This is a genomic window from Arthrobacter sp. AFG7.2, assembly GCF_002892835.1.
In the GTDB taxonomy this organism is placed as follows: Bacteria; Actinomycetota; Actinomycetes; order Actinomycetales; family Micrococcaceae; genus Arthrobacter.
The window spans coordinates 237,116-257,358 of record NZ_PJMB01000004.1 but is presented as its reverse complement, the minus strand read 5'-3'; the positions used below and the strand labels follow the sequence as shown (position 1 = coordinate 257,358).

At 64.1% G+C, this 20,243-nt stretch carries 20 protein-coding genes and 2 pseudogenes; 8 read left to right on the top strand and 14 right to left on the bottom strand.

The window, feature by feature from the left end; genetic code table 11:
• Positions 1 to 5 precede the first annotated feature (5 nt).
• A complete protein-coding gene (locus CXX84_RS09575) occupies positions 6 to 278 on the bottom strand; it encodes a DUF2277 domain-containing protein (RefSeq protein WP_102976470.1) in 273 nt (90 codons plus the stop codon).
• A 214-nt stretch (positions 279 to 492) separates the two neighbouring features.
• Between CXX84_RS09575 and CXX84_RS09570 the strand changes: the two genes are divergently transcribed.
• Positions 493 to 756: a WXG100 family type VII secretion target gene (locus tag CXX84_RS09570; protein ID WP_102976469.1), complete on the top strand. Its 264-nt coding sequence runs from the start codon at positions 493 to 495 to the stop codon at positions 754 to 756.
• 140 nt (positions 757 to 896) lie between these two features.
• Here the strand turns inward: CXX84_RS09570 and CXX84_RS09565 are convergent, their stop codons facing one another.
• Positions 897 to 1,931: an EamA family transporter gene (locus CXX84_RS09565; RefSeq protein WP_102976468.1), complete on the bottom strand. Its 1,035-nt coding sequence runs from the start codon at positions 1,929 to 1,931 to the stop codon at positions 897 to 899.
• A gap of 71 nt (positions 1,932 to 2,002) precedes the next feature.
• Between CXX84_RS09565 and CXX84_RS09560 the strand changes: the two genes are divergently transcribed.
• Positions 2,003 to 2,548 (top strand): CGNR zinc finger domain-containing protein, encoded by a 546-nt coding sequence (locus CXX84_RS09560; RefSeq protein ID WP_102976467.1) that lies wholly within the window; start codon positions 2,003 to 2,005, stop codon positions 2,546 to 2,548.
• On the opposite strand, the gene CXX84_RS09555 is transcribed toward CXX84_RS09560, so the two are convergent.
• The 3 genes from CXX84_RS09555 to CXX84_RS09545 form a co-directional block, all read right to left on the bottom strand.
• Positions 2,545 to 2,907, bottom strand: a complete 363-nt coding sequence (locus tag CXX84_RS09555) for a hypothetical protein (RefSeq protein WP_102976466.1) — start codon at positions 2,905 to 2,907, stop codon at positions 2,545 to 2,547. The two genes, CXX84_RS09560 and CXX84_RS09555, sit on opposite strands and share 4 nt — an antisense overlap.
• Positions 2,908 to 3,010: 103 nt before the next feature.
• Positions 3,011 to 3,601, bottom strand: a complete 591-nt coding sequence (locus CXX84_RS09550) for a hypothetical protein (RefSeq protein WP_102976465.1) — start codon at positions 3,599 to 3,601, stop codon at positions 3,011 to 3,013.
• 56 nt (positions 3,602 to 3,657) lie between these two features.
• Positions 3,658 to 5,001, bottom strand: a complete 1,344-nt coding sequence (locus CXX84_RS09545) for an MATE family efflux transporter (RefSeq protein WP_102976620.1) — start codon at positions 4,999 to 5,001, stop codon at positions 3,658 to 3,660.
• Positions 5,002 to 5,116: 115 nt separating this feature from the next.
• Here CXX84_RS09545 and CXX84_RS09540 point away from each other — a divergent pair, with 115 nt between their 5' ends.
• From CXX84_RS09540 to CXX84_RS09530, 4 genes and pseudogenes are all read left to right on the top strand, one after another.
• Positions 5,117 to 5,551, top strand: coding sequence for a DoxX family protein (locus tag CXX84_RS09540; protein ID WP_102976464.1), 435 nt, complete (start codon positions 5,117 to 5,119; stop codon positions 5,549 to 5,551).
• Between the two features lie 351 nt (positions 5,552 to 5,902).
• Positions 5,903 to 7,858 (top strand): annotated as a pseudogene (locus CXX84_RS19555) (SGNH/GDSL hydrolase family protein); the annotation flags it as partial.
• A gap of 630 nt (positions 7,859 to 8,488) precedes the next feature.
• Positions 8,489 to 10,303 (top strand): annotated as a pseudogene (locus CXX84_RS19550) (rhamnogalacturonan lyase); the annotation flags it as partial.
• A 129-nt stretch (positions 10,304 to 10,432) separates the two neighbouring features.
• Positions 10,433 to 11,404, top strand: a complete 972-nt coding sequence (locus CXX84_RS09530; protein WP_102976463.1) for an acyl-CoA thioesterase — start codon at positions 10,433 to 10,435, stop codon at positions 11,402 to 11,404.
• 27 nt (positions 11,405 to 11,431) lie between these two features.
• Here CXX84_RS09530 and dnaB read toward each other — a convergent pair whose 3' ends face one another.
• A complete protein-coding gene (dnaB, locus tag CXX84_RS09525) occupies positions 11,432 to 12,814 on the bottom strand; it encodes a replicative DNA helicase (RefSeq protein ID WP_102976462.1) in 1,383 nt (460 codons plus the stop codon).
• A 657-nt stretch (positions 12,815 to 13,471) separates the two neighbouring features.
• On the opposite strand from dnaB, the gene CXX84_RS09520 reads away from it, so the two are divergent.
• The gene (locus tag CXX84_RS09520) at positions 13,472 to 13,747 is read left to right on the top strand and encodes a hypothetical protein (RefSeq protein ID WP_102976461.1); all 276 of its coding nucleotides are present in this window, start codon (positions 13,472 to 13,474) and stop codon (positions 13,745 to 13,747) included.
• A gap of 3 nt (positions 13,748 to 13,750) precedes the next feature.
• Complete coding sequence (locus tag CXX84_RS09515) at positions 13,751 to 14,323, top strand: hypothetical protein (protein ID WP_102976460.1); 573 nt, start codon at positions 13,751 to 13,753, stop codon at positions 14,321 to 14,323.
• Between the two features lie 16 nt (positions 14,324 to 14,339).
• Here the strand turns inward: CXX84_RS09515 and CXX84_RS09510 are convergent, their stop codons facing one another.
• The 8 genes from CXX84_RS09510 to CXX84_RS09475 form a co-directional block, all read right to left on the bottom strand.
• Positions 14,340 to 14,669: a zf-TFIIB domain-containing protein gene (locus tag CXX84_RS09510; RefSeq protein ID WP_102976459.1), complete on the bottom strand. Its 330-nt coding sequence runs from the start codon at positions 14,667 to 14,669 to the stop codon at positions 14,340 to 14,342.
• A gap of 64 nt (positions 14,670 to 14,733) precedes the next feature.
• The gene (locus tag CXX84_RS09505) at positions 14,734 to 15,360 is read right to left on the bottom strand and encodes an FMN reductase (protein ID WP_102976458.1); all 627 of its coding nucleotides are present in this window, start codon (positions 15,358 to 15,360) and stop codon (positions 14,734 to 14,736) included.
• Positions 15,361 to 15,449: 89 nt separating this feature from the next.
• Positions 15,450 to 16,301, bottom strand: a complete 852-nt coding sequence (locus CXX84_RS09500; protein WP_102976457.1) for a PhzF family phenazine biosynthesis protein — start codon at positions 16,299 to 16,301, stop codon at positions 15,450 to 15,452.
• A gap of 104 nt (positions 16,302 to 16,405) precedes the next feature.
• Positions 16,406 to 16,858 (bottom strand): 50S ribosomal protein L9, encoded by a 453-nt coding sequence (rplI, locus tag CXX84_RS09495; RefSeq protein WP_102976456.1) that lies wholly within the window; start codon positions 16,856 to 16,858, stop codon positions 16,406 to 16,408.
• Between the two features lie 17 nt (positions 16,859 to 16,875).
• Positions 16,876 to 17,115 (bottom strand): 30S ribosomal protein S18, encoded by a 240-nt coding sequence (rpsR, locus tag CXX84_RS09490; protein WP_003800144.1) that lies wholly within the window; start codon positions 17,113 to 17,115, stop codon positions 16,876 to 16,878.
• Positions 17,116 to 17,237: 122 nt separating this feature from the next.
• A complete protein-coding gene (locus CXX84_RS09485) occupies positions 17,238 to 17,828 on the bottom strand; it encodes a single-stranded DNA-binding protein (RefSeq protein ID WP_066272611.1) in 591 nt (196 codons plus the stop codon).
• 73 nt (positions 17,829 to 17,901) lie between these two features.
• The gene (rpsF, locus tag CXX84_RS09480; protein WP_011693941.1) at positions 17,902 to 18,207 is read right to left on the bottom strand and encodes a 30S ribosomal protein S6; all 306 of its coding nucleotides are present in this window, start codon (positions 18,205 to 18,207) and stop codon (positions 17,902 to 17,904) included.
• A 306-nt stretch (positions 18,208 to 18,513) separates the two neighbouring features.
• On the bottom strand, positions 18,514 to 19,935 hold the full coding sequence (locus CXX84_RS09475; RefSeq protein WP_102976455.1) for an amino acid permease: 1,422 nt from the start codon (positions 19,933 to 19,935) through the stop codon (positions 18,514 to 18,516).
• Between the last annotated feature and the right edge of the window lie 308 nt (positions 19,936 to 20,243).

The window sequence follows — 20,243 nt, the reverse complement described above, 5'->3', positions numbered from 1 at the left end:
GGCGGTCAGGCCGCGCCGTAGCGCACTGCTGCCCGGGCCTTGGCCTTGGCTGCCTCGGTTTCCCGGTCCTTTGGCGGTGCCTGCGACACCAGCGCCTCCAGGAGGTGATGGGTGATGTGGGCTATCTCATGGACTGCCTCATCAAAGGCTTCCTGGTTGGCCTTGGACGGCTTGGTGCTGCCGCTGATTTTGCGCACATACTGCAGCGCGGCAGCATGCACTTCCTCGGAGGTGGCGTGAGGTTCGAAGTTGTGGAGGGTTCGGATATTCCGGCACATACAGCCATGCTAGGCTCTGGAACGCCTGGGATCGACCCCCTTAAGGCTCTGCAGAACAGTGGTGAACCATGGGGAGCGCTGCATGGGCAGGGGTGCCCATCGACACTGTTTCGGAGCCAGGGGTAGGTTTTAGGCAATGGATCTTCCGGATGAGCCGGGGGGCCGCTGGGGATGCCGACCTTATTCGGATCCGCGATTCTACAAGGAGAAACTGATGGCTATTTGGGGTGCAGACGTTCAGCAGCTTCGTCAGCTGGGCAGCAAGCTTCAGGCAGGTGCGTCCGAAATCGAGACGCAGAAGTCCACTCTCACCAAAGTTCTGAGCAGCACCAACTGGGAGGGCCCCGACGCGGACAAGTTCCGCAACGAATGGTCCGGCACCCACACCACCATGCTGACCAAGGTGGCAGAAGCACTCAAGGAAGCCGGCGACAAGGCCAAGCGCAACGCCGAAGAACAGGACCAGGCTTCCCGCTAGTCCCGCAGCAGGCTCCCTCGGGAGCCGAAGCACAGCGGCAAGGGCCCGGGCACTCCAGGAGTGTCCGGGCCCCGGCGTTTAATTGCAAAGGCACATCTGTCGAGGCGGGCACCCCAGGGGTGCTCGCCGCGGGCCGCCGCCTAAGGGACAGGCTCGACGTCGTTGGCGTGCTCGAGGGGCGACGCGGCCTTTGGTGCCTCCGCGCCGCCCGGCCGGGCAGGACCCCGCAGCTCATCGAGCCGGACCAGCACCACGCCGCCCACAATCAGGACGCCGCCGAGGAGCTGGACAGCCCCGGGAAGTTCACCGAGCAGCAGCCACGCCCACACGACGGCGAAGAGAACCTCGGTCAGCGATACAAAGGACGCCACCTTGGAACCCAGTGCGCGTGCGGCCATGATGCCGGAGACATAGGCCAGCACGGTTGCCAGCACCACAAGCCCCGCCAGGGAGACCCACCAGGGGGTGATCCACGGGCCAAGCCTGGTATCCGCGGTGCTGAAGGCCATCGGGAGCAGGCCGGTGGCAGCGGAAAGCCACATCACAACGGCGCCCACCATGAGTCCGCCCGCGGCCAGGACGATCGGTGGAAGGGTGTCATTCTCCCTTGCGGTGATAAAGAAGTAGATGGCAAGGCACACCGCGGCGGCCATCCCCCACAGGACACCAATCACGTCGATCTTCACGGCGCCGGTGAGGTCCAGAACCAGGACCAGGCCGGCGAGGGAAAGAAGCGTTCCGCCGAAGGTCAGCACCCGGGGCCGCTTCCGGCTGGCAGCCCACAGCCACAGCACGATGATCACCGGAGCGAGGTACTCGAGCAGGAGCGCTACGCCCACGGAGAGCCTGGCCACGGCGTTGAAGTAAAAGAGCTGGCAGGCCGCCACGCCGATCAGCCCAAAGAGCAGGATGGTCAGCCAGTTGTCCCGGAGTTGGTGCCAGCGGCCGCGCAGGGCTGGAACCGCGGGGATGGCGAGAATCAGGGCTGCACCGGTCAGCCGGGCCGTGACCGCTGCTCCCGGGGACCATCCTGTTTCCAGCAAGGCTTTGGCAAAGGAACCGGAGAGGCCAAAAACAGCAGAGGAGAACAGCGCAATGCCCAGGCCGGAGGCGAGGAAGCTGCGTTTATCTGCGGGTACCCTCAGGCCTGGGGTGCGGCCGCGTGCGGCAGGCATCGATGCCTCCTGTCAGGAGTAAAGTGGGGTTATGGTCATGACAGTACGGGACGGCGCTGTAAGGAGTCAAGATGGTTTTTGCCCCTGACACTGAGGTGGCCCTGCGGACCGTGGTGAACCTGGTGAATTCGGCAGCGAACGGAAGCGAAGGTCTTGCCGCCCAGGCGGACCTGGACAGCTTCCTCGCGGCGGAAGGCTTCAGCGGATCCCGGACCCGGGACGGGGATGAGCTGGCAAGCGTGAAGCGCCTGCGCCGTCAGCTCACCGAGCTCTGGACGGCGGATGAGGACGCCGCAGTGCGGACCGTGAACGCTCTTCTGCGCGAGGCGCACGCCCTGCCGCAGCTGGTCAAGCACGATGACTGGGACTGGCACCTGCACGCCACCACGCCGGAGGCGCCGCTGGTCTACAGGATGAGCACGGAGGCAGCAATGGCCCTGGCGGACGTGATCCGCAGCAAGGAGATGGACCGGATGCGCATCTGCGAGGCAGAGGAATGCGATGCCGCAGTGCTGGACCTCAGCCGGAACAGGTCGAAGCGCTACTGCGATACGGGGAACTGTGCCAACCGGGCGCATGTCGCTGCCTACCGGGCGCGGCAGGCGGCCACCGGCTAGCGGCCGGCCCGGGGATCCGTGCCGTCAGGGGAGGCGGGTGGCTCCTGCCGGCCTGAAGCGGCACCGAAACCGTGCGACGGATTCCTGGCCGAGCTGAGGTTCACGCCGGATCCCTTACCCAGGTGCTCAGCATTCTCCTTGTGGCTCATGGCAAGCATTGCGGCCACCACCAGCGTGACGATGAACGCTATACCCGCAGCAGTGAAAGCCAAGTCAAAGCGGGGGGCGTGTGCACTGCCGCCGGAGGCGAAGACGACGACGGCAAGGAACGCGATCACGGCCCAGAACGCGGAGAACATCAGCGGGCCCTTCACCGAGGTCCGCAGCTTGCGCGGTTTTCCTGGATGCTGGTCTGCCACGGTGATTCCTCCCTGCAGGCGGCACGCGGGCCGGCCTGGTTTAAGTGTTGCGGTGGTATGCCCGGTAAATTTTCTACAAGGAGTAGAACCGCGCTTTCCTAGTTTACGGCTTTCCGGGGGAGCTGCGGGCATCGTGCCGGAGCGTCAGCCCCGAAAGTACCCACAGGACGCCTGAAATGATGGCGCCTCCACCGGCCACTCCCAGCAGGGCATGGGCCCCCAGGCCAATGAAGAACGGCAGGAGGGCTGCGGTGCCCAGGCCGATGGCTCCGGAGGTGATCCAGTCGCGGGCCAGCGGGTGCTGTCCGCGCAGCTTCAGCCCGCACAGCAGTTCGAACGCCCCGGCCAGGCCAAGTCCTGCGGCAGCAACCACACCGAACAGCAGATCGCTGTGCAGCATTGCCAGGGAAAAACCAGCACCGGCCAGGACTGCTCCCGCAGCTGAAAGCAGCTTGCCCGCCGCGGCAGCCGCCTGGAAACCGGCGGCCGGAACAGTGCGGAGCAGCAGCACTCCGGTGGCCAAAAGGTACAAACCTCCCGCCCATCCCATGACCTCAACGGAGGGCGATGCCCAAAATATGGTTACTGCGCCGAACACCAGGGCGGCGGCCGAGCGGAGCAGGACCGGCTGCCAGAGGTCCGGCCGCTGGCCGGTGGCAGGGGCGGCATCGGCGGGTGTCCTTGGTTGCGTCACTGGTCCAGTTTAGTGGCGCAATCCCTTGCGCAGAACATTGGGCATCCGCACGGGTCCTACCCGGAACCCAGCACCATCCACCGGTCAGACCGGGCGCGGATTCCGAGGGTCAGGGCCCGCGCAGCCATGTATCCAATGGCAAAGGCTGCCCAGAGCCAGGCCAGGCCTCCGCCCCCGGGAGGACCCAGGAACGCCACAGCCGCCAGCATCGGCACGTAGGCGGCGAGGTTGACCACGCCGGCCAGTGCGAGGTATTTCGCGTCCCCGGCCCCAATGAGCACCCCGTCCAGCACAAAGACGTAGCCGGCGACGGGCTGGCCGGCCGCAAGGACCCACAGCGCAAGTGCCAGCACCCGCTGCACTTCAGGATCGGAGGTGAAAAGGGCCCCTGCCCATGGAGCCGCCAGCGCCAGGAGCAGGCCTGTCACCGCACCGAAACCGAGCCCCCACCGGATCATGGTTGCCGTCAGGAGACGTGCCTTCACCGCATTTCCCGCTCCCAGCTCCTTGCCGATCAGGGCCTGGGCGGCAATGGCCAGGGCATCCAGGGCAAAGGCCAGGAAGGAAAAAATGGTCATTGCCAGCTGATGGGCGGCGAGGTTGACCGTGCCTTGCGCCGTGACAACGAGCACCGTTGCCAGGATGGCCACCCGGAGGCTCAGGGTGCGAAGCATCAGCCAGGAACCAACACGTGTCATGGCACGGATGCCGCGCCAGCTGGGCAGGAGTGCCACGCCGTTGCGTACGGCATTGCGCCTGACGATTGCGAGGTACACGCCGGCCATGGCCCACTGGGCCACGCTGGTTCCCACAGCTGAACCTGTCACGGACCAGCCAAGCCCATAGACCAGCCACAGGTTCAGGACGATGTTCAATGCGAATCCGGCAGTGGCAACCACCAGGGGCGTCCTGGTGTCCTGGAGGCCGCGCAGCAGTCCGGTACCGGCAAAGATCAGCAGCATGGCCACCAGCCCCGGCGTGGACCAGCGAAGGTAGTCGACGGCAAAGGTGCGCACCTCCCCTTCCGCCCCGAGCAGGCCGATCAGCGGGTCCGCCGCCAGGAAGCCGGCGACGGCGAGGACCACGCCGAGCAGAAGTGCCAGCCAGACGCCGTCGCGCCCTGCGGCCAACGCCTTACCCAGCTGTCCGTCACCGATGGCGCGGGCTACTGCAGGGGTCGTGGAATAGGCGAGGAAGACCATCAGCCCGACGGCGGTGTGCAGCACCGCCGATGCGAGTCCAACGCCTGCCAGCTGGGCCACTCCGAGATGGCCGACGATGGCTGAGTCGGCGAGCAGGAAGAGCGGTTCGGCCACCAGGGCGCCGAAGGCGGGAACGGCCAGCCGAAGGATCTCGCGACTCTGGCCTTGAGGCCGTGCGGCGGTGGCGGGGGCAGGGATGTGTGGCACGGTGCCAGCCTAACGGGGCACCTCCGGTGCATGAACGTCCATGACAAGGGACACACTAAGACGCAATTGGTTGACACTTCAACTATTTATCGGTGACACTGGAAGCATGAATCAGTCACGACTTACCACCACCGCCATAACCGCTCTTCGCATCATCCTGGGCTTCCTGTTCGCAGCCCACGGCTGGCAGAAGTTCAACGAGTGGACCATTGCCGGCACCCAGGCATCCTTTGCCAAAATGGGGGTCCCGGCAGCCGAAGTGGCCGCTCCGGCAATCGCCGTCCTGGAACTCGCAGGCGGCATCGCCCTGATCCTGGGCATCCTTACCCGGGTGGTCGCAGCCCTCCTTGTCGTGGACATGCTGGGAGCCCTGTTCCTGGTGCACGCTTCCGCCGGAGTTTTTGCCGCGAACGGCGGTTACGAACTCGTGCTGCTCCTCGCCGCAGCAGCGTTCGCCCTGACCCTGACCGGCGCCGGCCGCGTCTCAGTGGACCGCGCCCTCTTTGGCCGCCGCAACTCGAAACTGGCCGTCCTGGCCTGAGAACCACCCCCGGGACCGGCCGGGAAACGCCTGACGGCGGATGGGCACTTCAGTGCGCATCCGCCGTCGGGCGTTAACGCCCTGAGGCGCGAGGGAGTAACAAAGCGGAACATCCCGCGCCAAAAAGACACGGGAAAGATGGGAAAACGCTTGCCAACGCCCTGATGCTGCTGATAAACAAGTGACTGTTGCAGTGAGAGCTGCATCACCACACCCAGGTCTCAGCCTTTCTTTTATCGGGTTCACTCCCCGGGAATCTCATCCACCAGCATGCTCCCAATCCAGCGCCTGCTGCTGCTTTGAATCGTTCCAATAGATGGTGGGGCCGCTTTGCCCCGCTCATCGAAGGAGATGTCCGTGACCGAAAACCCGCAAGCGATCCCCGGTCCCACAGAGGGTCCGCCACGACGGTTCAGGATCCTCAGTCCGCGCACCAAGGCTGCCACCGCAGCTGTTGCCTCTGCCGCCATCGCCCTGAGTGGCCTTCCGCCAGCGCATGCGGATACAGCACTGCCAGCCGTGGGCAGCGGCTTCAGGTTCGACTTTGGCCCGGGATCCACGGCTGACGGTTACACGCGGGTTGAAGCGGCTACCCAGTACTCCGCCGCCGGGAAGTTCGGCTTCACCGACACCGCTGTCACCTCCGGCACTGACCGTGGCACCGGCGACGCCCTCCGTTCCGACTTCGTGCAGGCCCAGGGGAGCTCATTCCTGGTGGACCTTCCCAACGGTGACTACACCGTCAAGCTGATTGCCGGCGACGCAGCCGAAGCCACGAATATTGCCATCACGGCCGAGAAGATGGCCAAGGTCCAGGTCACCGACAAACCGGCCGGCCAGTACCTGGAAATGGAATTCCCCATCTCCCTGGTGGACGGACAGCTCAACCTGGATTTCACCGGAACAGCGGCCAAGATCAACTCCCTGGTCATTGCTGCCCGTGCTCCCCGTACAGCCACCACGGACCCCGGCGTCTATCTTGCCGGCGACTCCACCGTCCAGACTTATGATCCCGGTTTCGCCCCCCAGGCAGGCTGGGGCCAGATGATCGACAGGTACTTCGACGGCAGCGTCTCCTTCAAAAACCATGCCATCGGCGGCCGGAGCACCAAGAACTTCATCAGCCAGGGACGGCTGGACGAGATCCTCCGCGTCATCAACCCGGGCGACTACCTGATGGTCCAGTTCGGCCACAATGACGCCACCATCGGCGTCGACGACCGCTACGCCTCCCCCGCGGACTACAAGGAATACCTCAAAACCTACGTCAACGGCGCGCGCCAGCGCGGAGCCACCCCCGTCCTGGTCACCCCCGTGGGACGCCGCGACTTCGATGAAGCCACCGGCAAGTTCAGGGTGAGCTTCCCCGAGTACGTCGCCAAGATGCAGGAACTGGCGGCCGAGGAAAACGTTGCCCTGGTGGACCTCTCCGCCTCAAGCCGTGCCTATTACGACGAGATCGGTCCGGAGGACACCAAGTCCGTCTTCCTCCACGTCGATGCCGGCGTCTACCCCAACCGTCCCACCGGCACGGTGGACAATACCCACTTCCAGGAATACGGCGCCATTCAGATCGCGCGCCTGGTGGCTGGCGGTGTAAAGCAGCTCAACGTTCCCCTGGCCTCCCGCGTCAAGGAAATCGCGCCGCCGTCGGCCGTTCCCGCCAAACCGCAGGGACTCGTGGCCGGCAGTGTCTCCAACGCCGGGGCACTTCTCAAGTGGCAGCCCGTTGAGGGCGCGGACATCTACAAGGTCTACCGCAAGCTGGCTTCCGAGCCGGACAGCGCCTACGCGCTCACCACCACCTCCACCGTTCCTACCGTCAACCTGGGTGGACTCACCGAAGGCACCGCATACAACGTTCGGGTCGCCGCCCTTAACGGCAAGGGACTTTCGGAATTCAGCGACGCCCTCACCGTCACCACCAAGCAGGCAAAGTACAAGTTCGACTTCGGACCTGTGGGGGCGCCGGTTGAGGCCGGCTACACCGAGGTCAACCGGACCATGCCCTATACCAGGGAGCGGGGCTTCGGCTTCAAGGACGTCTCAGTGCTCAGCGACCGGGACCGGGGCGCGGTGACGAGCAACCTGCTGCGGGACTTCGTCCTGAGCGGCGCAAGCTTCGAATTCCAGCTCGACGTTCCCAACGGCACCTATGCCCTGAAGACATACCACAGCGACTGGATCGGCTCCACGCGGACTGATATCGCCGCCGAGGGCACGCCCTTCGGCCAGGTGTCCTCCGGCCGGGCCTCCTCGGCAACCAAGATCATCAACCAGGTCCTGGTTTCCGACGGCCAGCTCAACGTGACCATCAGCGGATCCGGCCAGCGTCTTAACGGCCTGGAAGTTACCCCGCTGCTGGTGGGACCCACCAACCTGCACACCACGTCCGTGGATGCCGCCGCCGAACCGCCCACCGTGGACCTCGCCTGGGATGCCGTGGCAGACGCCGCCGGCTACAAGGTGTTCCGCCAGGCATCCTTCGAAGCTGAACCGCAGCTGATTGCCGAAAACGTCACCACCCCCACCTACCGGGACGCCTCTGCGTTCGCCGGCCTGAAGTACAAGTACTTCGTCACGGCGCTGGACAGCACGGGACTTGAATCGGTGCCCTCCAACACAGTGGAGACCGCCCTGGTGGATCCCAAGACACCGGTCCCGGCGGCCACCAGCAAGGTGGACGTCAAGGCCGTGGAGAAAACCAATGTCACGCTCAAGTGGCAGAAGGTTCCCGGCGCGGCCGCCTACCAGGTGTACCGCTCCACCTCACCCGATGGCCCCTTTGACTACGTGGGCCGTGCCACCGAAGTGAACTACACGGATTACACGGTGCTGACCACCATCAAGTACTACTACCGCGTCACCACCGTGAACAGGGGCGGCGAATCTGCACCCTCCCCGGTGGTGGGAACCGAAAAGGTCACGGTTGTGAACCGCCAGATGGAGCAGTTGGACCGCGCTCCTGTGGCTTTGTTGACCGATGAAGGGGTACGCGTCGGTTGGCGCATGCTCGGCCTGGACCCGGAGCAGATCGGCTTTCACGTGATCCGCGATGGCGTCCAGCTCACCGACGAGCCCATCCGCAACAGCACCACCTTCCTGGATGCTTCAGGGACCGCCGCTTCCCGCTACGTGATCAAGACGGTGGGCAACGGCGGGGACCAGCTCACCGCAGAGTTCGCTCCGCTGGCGCAGGGCTACCTGGCCGTCAAGCTGGACAAGCCTGCGGATGACTACACCAAGGACGGGCAGCCCTACTCCTACTCAGCAGGTGACGCCAGCGTCGCCGACCTGGACGGGGACGGCAGCTACGAGGTCCTCCAGATGTGGTCCCCGTCCAACGCCAAGGACAACTCCCAGGCAGGCTACACCGGCACTGTCTACGTGGATGCCTACAAGGTGGACGGCACTAAACTCTGGCGGATCAACATGGGCCCGAATGTCCGGGCCGGTGCCCACTACACCCAGCTCCTGGCATACGACTTCGACGGCGACGGCAAGGCTGAGGTCGCCATGAAGACGGCGGACGGCACGCGGGACGGCGCCGGAACGGTGATCGGAAACGCAAACGCCGACCACCGCAACAGCAGTGGTTACGTCCTGACAGGACCCGAATTCATCACCGTCTTCCACGGCGCCACCGGCACCGTGATGGACACCGTGGCCTATGATCCTCCCCGCGGGGACGTCGGCTCCTGGGGTGATACCTATGGCAACCGTGTGGACCGGTTCCTGGGCGCTGTGGCGTACCTGGACGGTGAACGCCCGTCCATGATGTTCAGCCGCGGCTACTACACCCGGGCGGTCCTCGCCACCTACGACCTCGTGGGCGGAAAGATCGTCAAGCGCTGGATCTTTGATTCGGATGCGGCCGGCGCCCAGTACCGCGGCCAGGGCAACCACAACCTGTCCGTCGCAGATGTTGACGCCGACGGCAAGGACGAGTTCGTGTTCGGGTCCATGACCATCGACGACAACGGCAAAGCGCTGTACAACACAGGCCTCGGCCATGGCGATGCCATCCACACCAGCGACCTCGATCCCTCCCGTCCGGGCCTTGAAACCTTCGCCGCCCACGAGGACATGGGCGCAAGCGGGAACAAGGGCGCCACGTTCCGGGACTCCCGGACCGGCGAGGTGCTGTGGAGCATCCCCGCAACGAAGGACACGGGACGCGCTGCTGCCGGAGACATCGACCCCCGCCACGCGGGTGCCGAGGGCTGGGCCATCGGCGGGGACGCGGCGTGGAACTCACCTGTCGGCGAGCTCCGCTCGGCCAAGGGCGAGCTGATCGCCAACAACATCCCTGCAGCGAACTTCCTGGCCTGGTGGGACGGCGACCTGCTCCGCGAAATCGTTGACCATGACTGGAACGCGGCCACCAACACGGGCACGCCCAGCATCGCCAAGTGGAACTGGGAGACGGAGTCCAGCGACAGGCTGCTGACAGCTGCCGGCGCCAAGACCAACAACAGCACCAAGGGCACCCCGGCCATCCAGGCCGACCTCCTCGGTGACTGGCGGGAAGAGATTGCCTGGCCGTCTGCCGACAGCACGGAGCTGCGGATTTACACCACCTCGTCCGGGACCGACGTCCGCCTGCGGACGCTCATGCACGATCCGGTGTACCGCCTTTCGGTGGCGCGGGAGAACATCTCCTACAACCAGCCGCCGCACCCCGGCTTCTACATTGGTGAAGGCATGGAGCTGCCCGCCCAGCCGGACATCGTTTACACCCGCGCCGGCTGAGCTGCGGCCAGCGCCCCCCCCAGTGACAAGCCCTGCCCCGTCCGCCCTTCGGCGGGCGGGGCAGTGCTGTTGGCTCCAATGTTGCGCTGCCAACTGATGGGTAACCAGTGGCATCAGTAAGATCGCAGCATGACCGAGACCCGTGCTTCCAACTCAGTGACCCTCCGCTTCCTGGCCGCACCCATGGACGTGGGCCACAGCGGCTCGGTCGACGCCGGAACCGTCCTGGAATGGGTGGACAAAGCCGCTTACGCTGCCGCCGTGGGCTGGGCCAAGTCCTACTGCGTCACTGCCTACGTGGGGAACATCCACTTCGCGGACCCGGTCAACAGCGGCGACATGGTGGAAGTGGAAGCCACCATTGTTTACACGGGCCGGTCCTCGATGCATATTCGAACCGTCGTCTCCTCCGGCGACCCCAAGGGCGGCCCTGCAACCATGCGGAGCCAGTGCATGGTGATCTTCGTAGCGGTCGGGGAGGACGGAAAGCCGATCCCCGTACAGCAGTTCGAGCCCGTCACAGCCGGTGAGGTGGAGCAGCGGGATCACGCCCTGGCCCGGATCAAGGTCCGCGAGCAGATTGTCGAAGCCATGAACCGGCAGGAATATACCGGCGCCGGTACCGCCGAACGTGTCACCCTACGGTTCATGGCCGCGCCTACGGACGTGAACTGGGGCGGAAAAGTCCATGGCGGAATCGTGATGAAGTGGATTGATGAGGCCGCCTACGTGTGTGCCTCGCGGTACTGCGGGATGGACACCGTAGCCGTGTTCTCCGGCGGGGTGCGGTTCTACCGCCCGCTGCTGATCGGCCACGTGGTGGAGGTGGAGGCGCGCCTGGTGTACACGGGGACGAAAGGCATGCACATCGCCGTCCATGTCCGGTCCGGCGACCCCAAGAGCCGGGACATGAACCTTACAACCTACTGCCTGACAGTGATGGTGGCCCGCGACACCGAAGGCAACTCAGTACCCGTTCCGTCCTGGATCCCGGTGAGCGAGGAGGACAAGAGGCTGCACGCCCACGCGCGCGAACTCCTGGAGATCAGGGGAACGGCCCCCGGCAACCGCCTGCCGAACCACTTGCTGGCGCAGGGCTAAGCCCGCAGCCGCGGCCGCCCCCTGTCCCTAGAAGCCGCCGCCGCCGGCGTCGGCCGCCATATTCGCGAACCGGGAGTAGTGGCCCTGGAAGGCCACCACAATGTCCTTGGTGGGGCCGTTACGGTGCTTTGCCACCAGGATGTCGGCTTCGCCGGCGCGCGGGGACTCCTTGTCGTACACGTCCTCGCGGTGAAGCAGAATCACCATGTCCGCATCCTGCTCAATTGACCCGGATTCGCGAAGGTCAGAGACCATGGGCCGCTTATCCTGGCGCTGCTCAGAACCACGGTTGAGCTGGGACAGGGCGATGACGGGGACCTGCAGTTCCTTGGCCAGGAGCTTCAGCGCACGCGAAAACTCGGACACTTCCTGCTGGCGGGACTCCACTTTCTTTCCCGAGCTCATGAGCTGCAGGTAGTCCAGGATGACGAGCTTAAGGTCGTGCTGCTGCTTCAACCGCCGGCACTTGGCACGGATTTCCATCAGGGACATGTTGGGGCTGTCGTCGATAAACAGGGGCGCGTCGTTCATCCGGCCCATGGTGGTGGCGATCTTGGACCACTGCTCGTCCTTGATGGTTCCCTTGCGGAGGTCCTGCAACCCGATGGTTGCCTCCGCCGAGAGGAGGCGCATGGCAATTTCATTCCGGCCCATTTCGAGCGAGAACATGACTGTGGCCAGGTTGTTTTTGATGGCGGCGGAGCGGGCAAAGTCGAGGGCGAAGGTGGATTTGCCAACTGCGGGCCTCGCTGCGATGACAATCATCTGGCCAGGGTGGAGGCCGTGTGTAAGTTCATCAAGTTCGTAGAAGCCGGTGGGCACACCCGTCATGCCCTCTCCACGGTGCCCGGACGCCTCGATCTCGTCCACGGTGGACTCCATGACATCCTTGAGCACCACGTAGTCCTCGGCAGTGCGCCGCTCGGCCACCGCGTAGACCTCGGCCTGGGCCTGGTTTACCAGGTCTTCCACCTCGCCGTCCGAACCGTAGCCCAGCTGGACGATCTTGGTGCCGGCGTTGACCAGGCGCCGCAGGACGGCGCGTTCGGCCACGATCTCCGCGTAATATCCTGCATTGGCGGCCGTGGGAACGGTCTGGATCAGCTCGTGCAGATAAGCAGGTCCACCGATCCGGTTGATCTCGGCACGCTTGGTCAGCTCATCGGAGACTGTGACGGCATCTGCCGGTTCGCCGCGGCCGTAGAGGTCGATGATGGCTTCATAAATGGTTTCATGGGCGGGACGGTAGAAATCCTGTCCCCGAAGGATTTCCACGACGTCGGCAATGGCGTCCTTGGACAACATCATGCCGCCCAGAACAGACTGCTCGGCGGGGATGTCCTGTGGCGGCTTTCGGCTCACGTCTGATCCGCGCGTTGTTTCTACCGGGTCCAGATGCGCGATTGACAAAGCTGCCGTCCTCCAAGTGAACCGGGACCTCGGGGCCCGGTGGTTAACCATCCTGCTGAGCGTCGCCCGGACTGGACTCGGCTACCTGTTCAGATGTACCAGCGGGGTGCGACAACGCCGGGAATCCGCCCCTTCCAGATGCGGACGCTGAGAGTTATCCCCACTATCCACAGGTTTTCCACAACAGGCCTTTTCGTCGGATTCCCGCGGTCTCGCGGGCTGCTGTTTCAGCATCCCTGCGGAACAACCGGAGCCCTGAAAACAGGTACCCCGCTACGCTAGCCGCCCTGGCTCCAGCAGCAAAGCCAGCCTGTGCACCAGCCTGTGGAAAACCTGTGCAGTAATGGGCATAGCTTGTGCACAGCCTGTGGGAAAGGCTGTGGAAAGCGAAAAACTTTTACCCGCTATATGCCTCTGACCTGCGCCGATGGTGAACCCAGCATGTGGAGTAAATATTTCTTCCGGTGCATTTCATCCACAGCCTGTGGCTCGCGCCGTGCCTCCAAGCCGCCCCATACCAGTGGCGTGACACAGTTCATCCTGATCGCTGCAGGGAAGTCGCTGCCATCGCCAAAGAGCCGCCCTGCCGCAGGGTGATCCGGATGCGGAGTGGTGAATATTGCTGTGGATAAAGGTGATCTGGCATAAGCTCTATACATGGGCGAACTACTGCTGGTACTGCTGCCGGCAATCGTGCTGGTCGCTCTCATTTGGGGTCTTGCCTCGGCACTCAGTCCGCGCGATGCGGGCATCTCGGATGCCGAGAGGTACCAGCGTGACCTGGCGGAGCGTTCGGCGGAGCACTATGCAGCCCAGGTTCAGGCTGCCACCGCTGCGCGCGCACAGCTGGAGGCCAAAACCCGGCCAAGCCAGAACACCCAGGCGATGCACTCAGATCTGGCCACCGCCAGGAAGTACACAGAACGGCTTTAGAAAATGGAATCCCTTGTGGTCCCTGTCCTCATCCTCGTCGCCGTTGCCGCCGGAGTTACCGTCGCCGCCCGTGCTATCAGCAGGCGAAAGGCAGCCACCGGCACCGCCGGGCACCAGGCGCCCGCTGCCAGTTCCGCCGAGTTGGCGCGCACGGCCGCCGCGAAGCTTTCCGAAGATGAACATCGGCGGCTCTACGCGCTGATCGCCCAGGGCCAGGCCATGGCCGCCATAAAGCTGTACTACGAGGCCACCGGCGACGGGCTGCGCGCCTCCAGGGACGCTGTGGCGGCGCTGGCCGCCCATCCACAGCCGTTCCGCCGTCCGGAACCTGCCCCTGTCGAGGCTGAGGACGACGATGACGCACCACAGCGGTTCCCTTACCGTTACCGGGCCATTGCCAGCAAAGGCGACGTAACCCGGGAGGTCAGCAGCAACATGCTGAACGATGAGATTTACGGCCGGATCCGCACCCTTGCCCGCAGCGGCGATACCGAAGCGGCAGCAACCGCACTGACCCGGCACTCCGACATCTCGATGAAGCAGGCCAGGGAATTTATCGCCCTGCTCGACGACTGACAACCTGCAGGGAAGCCTAGAAGTCGAACAGCTCGCCCAGCCAGCCTTCCTTCTTTTTCGGGCGCCGCCGGTCGTGGCCGCGGTCGTAGCCCTGGCTGCCGTGCTTGCGGCCCTCATAGCCGGGCTGCTCCCGCCTGACCTCGAAGTTGGGATAGAGGGGCGGCGGGGTGATCCCGGGTCCTGGATTTGCCGGCCGGGCCGGGCCCGGACTTCCCGGCATCAGGTCAGCAGCGCGGTCCAGGATCTTATCCAGCTCTCCCCGGTCGAGCCACACCCCGCGACACTGCGGACAGTAGTCAATTTCCACTCCGCTGCGTTCGGTCATCATCAGTTCTACGGAATCCACGGGACATCTCATGTTCCGCACAACGACCGGCAGAGCGGGAACGTTCGGTGCCCGCGCCGAGGCCTCAGCGGGGGCCTGAGATTCCTGCGAGCAGCTGCTCAAAGGGCATGGACTCCAGGAGAGCAGGCTTGCGGCCCGGTTGCGGTCCTTCGAGGAGCCTGCTGAACTCACCGGCTGCCCGGTCAATGCGCTCCGAAAGTGTGGATCCGCCGTCGTCCGCAGTCCCCCAGTCCTGGGGACCGGCGAAGACGCCCGTCGCCGCCGTCCTGGTGCGCAGGTAGCTGAACAGCGGGCGCAGGGCATAGTCCAGGACCATCTGGTGGCGGTCCGTACCGCCGGTAGCGCCGAGCAGGACGGCCTTGCCGTCCAGCGACTTGGGATCAAGAACGTCAATGAAGGACTTGAAAAGCCCGCTGTAGGAGGCGCTGAAGACTGGCGTCACGGCAATGATGCCGTCCGAGGCTTCCACCCCCGCGATCACCTCAGCGAGCGCTGGCGCGGCGTAGCCGGTGACGAAGTTGTTCGCGATGTCCACCGCCAGGTCGCGGAGCTCGACGACGTCCACCTGCACACTGAGGCCCGCAGCGCGAAGGTGCCGCCCGGCCGCCCCGGAGAGCTGGTCGGCCAGCAGGCGGCTTGAGGACGGTACGCCGAGTCCGGCGGAAAGGACTGTGATGCGGCGGGTCTCCATGGCAATTCTCCTGTTACTCAATCACTTCATATATGCGTTTGCATCTACCTTGTGAACGGAGAAGGTTCCCGGTCTATTCCCGCCCGCGTCTACTGCAGCACCGACCCACGGATGCAGGTGGTTGAGTAGCCGCCGACCCAGATGTCATCGCCTTCCGCTTCGACGTGGACACGCCCGGCCCGTCCCAGGACCGTTCCCTGGGCCGCCACGTAGCGGTTTGGAGCCCTGCCGCTGCCAATCAGCCACTGGGCTGCTCCGGCGTTGAAACTTCCGGTGACGGGGTCCTCCAGCATGGCATCGCCCGGGATGAACGTGCGGACCTCGAAGTCGGTGCCGGCCGTTCCCCGCTCCGGTCCGATAATTCCAACCTTCAGGCTGCCCATGGCCCCGAAGTCAGGTTTCACGTCCCGCACCTGTTCTGCAGACCTGAGCAGCACGCCGATCCACTCCGGGCCATTAACAAGCCACGACGCGTCCAGGAGTTCATCCTCAGGAAGCCCGAGCCCGGCAGCAAGCCGCTGCATCACTGCCCCGTCCACCGGCCCGTACCGGGTCAACGGAGGCGCGGCGAAGGCCAGCCTCCCGTCATCCCGCCTGACCCGGACCAGTCCGGCGCCGCACTCCTGGACCACGAAACCCGGCGATTTGGGCACACCGCCGCACTCGAGCCAAGTGTGCGCCGACCCCAGCGTGGGATGTCCTGCGAACGGGAATTCTTCACTGCCGGTGAAGATACGGACCCGGTAGTCGGCACGGGGATCGGCAGGGGGCAACAGGAATGTGGTCTCGGACAGGTTGGTCCAGTTGGCAAACTGCTGCATCTGCTCGGCGGTCAGTCCCTCTGCATCCACGACGACGGCGAGCGGATTTCCGCGGTAGGCCTTCCGGGAGAAGACATCGACCTGGTGGAAGGGACGGCTGCGGGAGGCTTCTGAAGTCACCGCTGCAGGGTATCACCGGCTCTTGTTGCGCAGGCAAAAGACCCCCGCCGCCGGGATCCGGCAACGGGGGTCTTTTTGCAGTCAGGACTGTTAGGCCGTGAAGACTACTTGCCTGCCACTACGTCGAGTTCGATGACAGCAGCAACGTCCTCGTGCAGACGGACGTTGGCCTGGTAGGAACCAACCGACTTGATGTGTGCCGGCAGTTCAACCTTGCGCTTGTCGATGCGGCCAAGGCCAGCGGCCTCAACAGCGTCAGCGACGTCGCCCTGCTTGACGGTGCCGAACAGGCGTCCGGTCTCGCCAGCCTTGACAACGAGCTTGACCGGCTTGGAGGACAGTGCAGCGGCCTGCTTCTGAGCATCTTCCAGGGAAGCGTGCTCGCGGGCGGCGCGGGCAGCCTTGATGGACTCAACCTGCTTCTCGCCACCCTTCGACCAGGTCAGGGCGAAGTTGCGCGGCAGCAGGTAGTTACGGGCGTAACCGTCCTTGACCTCGACAACGTCGCCAGCAGCACCGAGACCGGTTACTTCGTGGGTCAGAATGAGCTTTGCCATGTTAGTTAATCCCTTCCTTAGCCGCGGCCAGCGCCGGAGTAAGGCAGCAGAGCAACTTCGCGGGCGTTCTTGATTGCCTGGGCGATCTTGCGCTGTTCCTGCACCGTAACGCCAGTGACGCGACGGGCGCGGATCTTTCCGCGGTCGGAGATGAACTTGCGCAGCAATGCTACGTCCTTGTAGTCGATGACAGTGATGTCAGCGGCCTTCAAGGGGTTGGACTTTGGTTTGGGCTTACGGAGTTCAGCCTTAGCCATCGTGGAGCTCCTATTCTAGGGAGCCCGTGGATGTTGATCCACGGGATGGTGGTGGCCCGGCGGCAGTCACCTTGGTGCCCGAAGGCACTTCGGCGATCCCGTCGTCGGACCTTAGTGGGTATTTAGAAGGGAGGTTCGGAATCGGGGCCGTTGCCCCAGCCACCTGCATTGGAGACACCGGGCGTAGCCCAAGGGTCATCCTGCGCAGCCTGCTGGTTGCCGCCGCCCCAGCCTCCGCCGGAGTTGCCACCCTGGTTTCCACCAGAGTTGCCGCCGCCGAAGCCACCGCCGCTGTTGCCGCCGCCGAAGCCGCCCTGGGCGCCGCTTCCGGCACCCCCGGCGCCGGAGCGCTGGGTACGGTTGACTTTGGCATTGGCGTAGCGCAGGCTGGGGCCGATTTCATCGACCTCAAGCTCGATAACGGTGCGCTTTTCGCCTTCTTTGGTTTCGTAGGAACGGCTCTTCAGGCGGCCGGTCACAATCACGCGCATGCCCTTGGTGAGGGACTCGGCGACGTTCTCGGCTGCTTCACGCCAGACAGCGGCGCGGAGGAACAGGGTTTCCCCGTCCTTCCACTCGTTGGACTGGCGGTCAAAGGTGCGCGGGGTGGAAGCGATGGTGAAGTTCGCTACTGCTGAACCCGACGGGGTGAACCGCAATTCAGGGTCATTGGTGAGATTACCGATGACCGTAATGGTGGTTTCGCCTGCCATCTACTGCCTCCTTGTTCGATCCTGGGTGAAGAGTGCGTTCCTGCGGGGTAAAGAATGAAAATCGGTGCCGAAATTACTCAGCAACAACCTTCTGCTCTTCGGGGCGGGTGATCTTGGTGCGCATGATGGTCTCGTTAAGAGACAGCTGGCGGTCAAGTTCCTTGGCGGTGTCCGGCTTGGCGGTGAAGTTCACCACGGCGTAGATACCTTCAGACTTCTTCTTAATCTCGTAAGCCAGCCGGCGACGGCCCCAGATGTCAACCTTTTCGATGGTTCCACCATCGTTAGTGATGACGTTCAGGAACTTCTGAAGCGACGGCTCAACGGTACGCTCTTCGACCTCGGGGTCGATGATTACCATCAATTCGTAAGGACGCATATGTGAACCCACCTCCTTTGGGCTAAGCGGTTACGGCATTTCCGTAACAGGAGGTTCATTTGCGATTCCGTGCAATGCCCCGCTTCCGGAACGGAGGCAGGACGCAGCACAGACTTCAATATCTTAGTGCATTCGGGGCGGATAGGCGATTCACGCTTGACTCAAGGGTAGGGCCGTGGGGAGAAGGGCCGCAGCAGCCGAAGGCTCCTATGTGGAAAACGGCACAAGCAGGAAACCGCCCACGCTGGCGCCGTGCGTGGCAGCCAGTGCGGACGGTTTCCGTTGGTACAGGTCAGATCAGGGTGATTACGACGCCGGGACGGGCGGGGCGTCAACCTCCCGGCTGCCGTCATGGTGCAGGTCCCCGGCGCCGGGACGGGTGCCCGACTTACGGTAGCGCCACACCCCGATGCCCACCACGACGGCGGCAAGGGCCACGGACAGCAGCAGCGATTCCCGCGTGGACTCCAGGATCACCATACCGATCAGCAATGCCACGATGCTGACGATCGACAGCCACGTCAGGTAGGGGAAAAGCCACATCTTCAGCGCGAGGTCCTTGCCTGCGGCACCCATCCGCCTGCGGAGGATCAACTGGGATGACGCGATGACCAGCCACACAAACAGGGCAATGGCACCTGAGGTGTTGACCAGGAACAGGAACACGGTGTCCGGCGCGATGTAGTTCAGGCCCACCGTTACGAAGCCCACCACCGTGGAAGCGAGGACGGCTGAGGCCGGGACGCCGCGCCGGGAGATTTTGGTCCAGGCCGCCGGCGCATCCCCGCGCCGGGACAGCGAGAACAGCATGCGGCTGGCGGTGTACAGGCCTGAATTCAGGCAGGACAGGACTGACGTAAGGACCACCACGTCCATGATGGTGCCGGCACCCGGGATTCCGAAGAGTTCAATAACGGCAACATAGGGGCTCTTCGCCACGCTGGCATCGTTCCACGGCAGGAGGGTGACAACGATGGCGATGGATCCGATGTAGAACACCAGGATGCGCCACACCGTGGACTTCACGGCCTTTTTGACGGCATCCACGGGGTTCTCGGACTCGCCGGCGGCGATTGTTGCGATTTCAGCCCCGAAGAAGGAGAAGACCACTACCAGGATGCCGGCCAGCACAGCGCCGGGTCCGTTCGGAAGGAACCCTCCGTTCTCAACCAGGTTACTGAGGCCGGGCGCGGGGACGCCGGGGACCAGGCCAAGGATGGCAGCCGCGCCGAACAGCAGGAAAAGCACGATAGCCGCAACCTTGATGGAAGCGAACCAGAACTCAAACTCCCCGTAGGACTTCACGGAACCAAGGTTGGTCAGCGTCAGCAGGACCATAAGGATCAGTGCCCAGACCCACTGGTCAATGCCAGGAACCCAGCGGTGCATGATGGCCGCGCCGGCCGTGGCCTCGATTCCCAGCACGATGATCCAGAACCAGGCGTAGAGCCAACCGATGCTGAACCCGGCCCACCGGCCCAGCGCTTTGTCGGCATAGGTGGAGAAGGACCCGGTCTCCGGGTTGGCTGCCGCCATCTCCCCAAGCATCCGCATCACCAGGATCACCACGATGCCGGCCGCCATATAGGCCAGCAGAATTCCAGGGCCTGCCTGCTGTATGGCGGCACCGGAGCCGACAAAGAGGCCTGCGCCGATAACGCCGGCAATGGCGATCATGGACAAGTGCCGCGGCTTGAGCGACTTGGCTAATTGCTGGTCAGCGGGCATGGGAGCGCCGTCCTTAGGTGGTTAAACAGATCGGGGGGTCAGGCTGGGCGCCTGTGTACGTGGCCCGAACCCGCACTTTTCAGTGCGGTGGGTCACACGTTTCTCACTGTAGGGCGAGCTGAGGGGCAGGGTCGCTGTGCATCGGCACAGCTCTAAAGCGAAGAAATTTGAGGATAGCCCAAGCCCGAGCACCTATAGGAATCAGCTGGGGCCCTATGGACAACAATGAAACATTGTGGAAATGGGGTAGATCAGCCCGTAAGCCCCTATTGACATAGGACCCAAGATCCCCTATTGCCCCCGGTGAT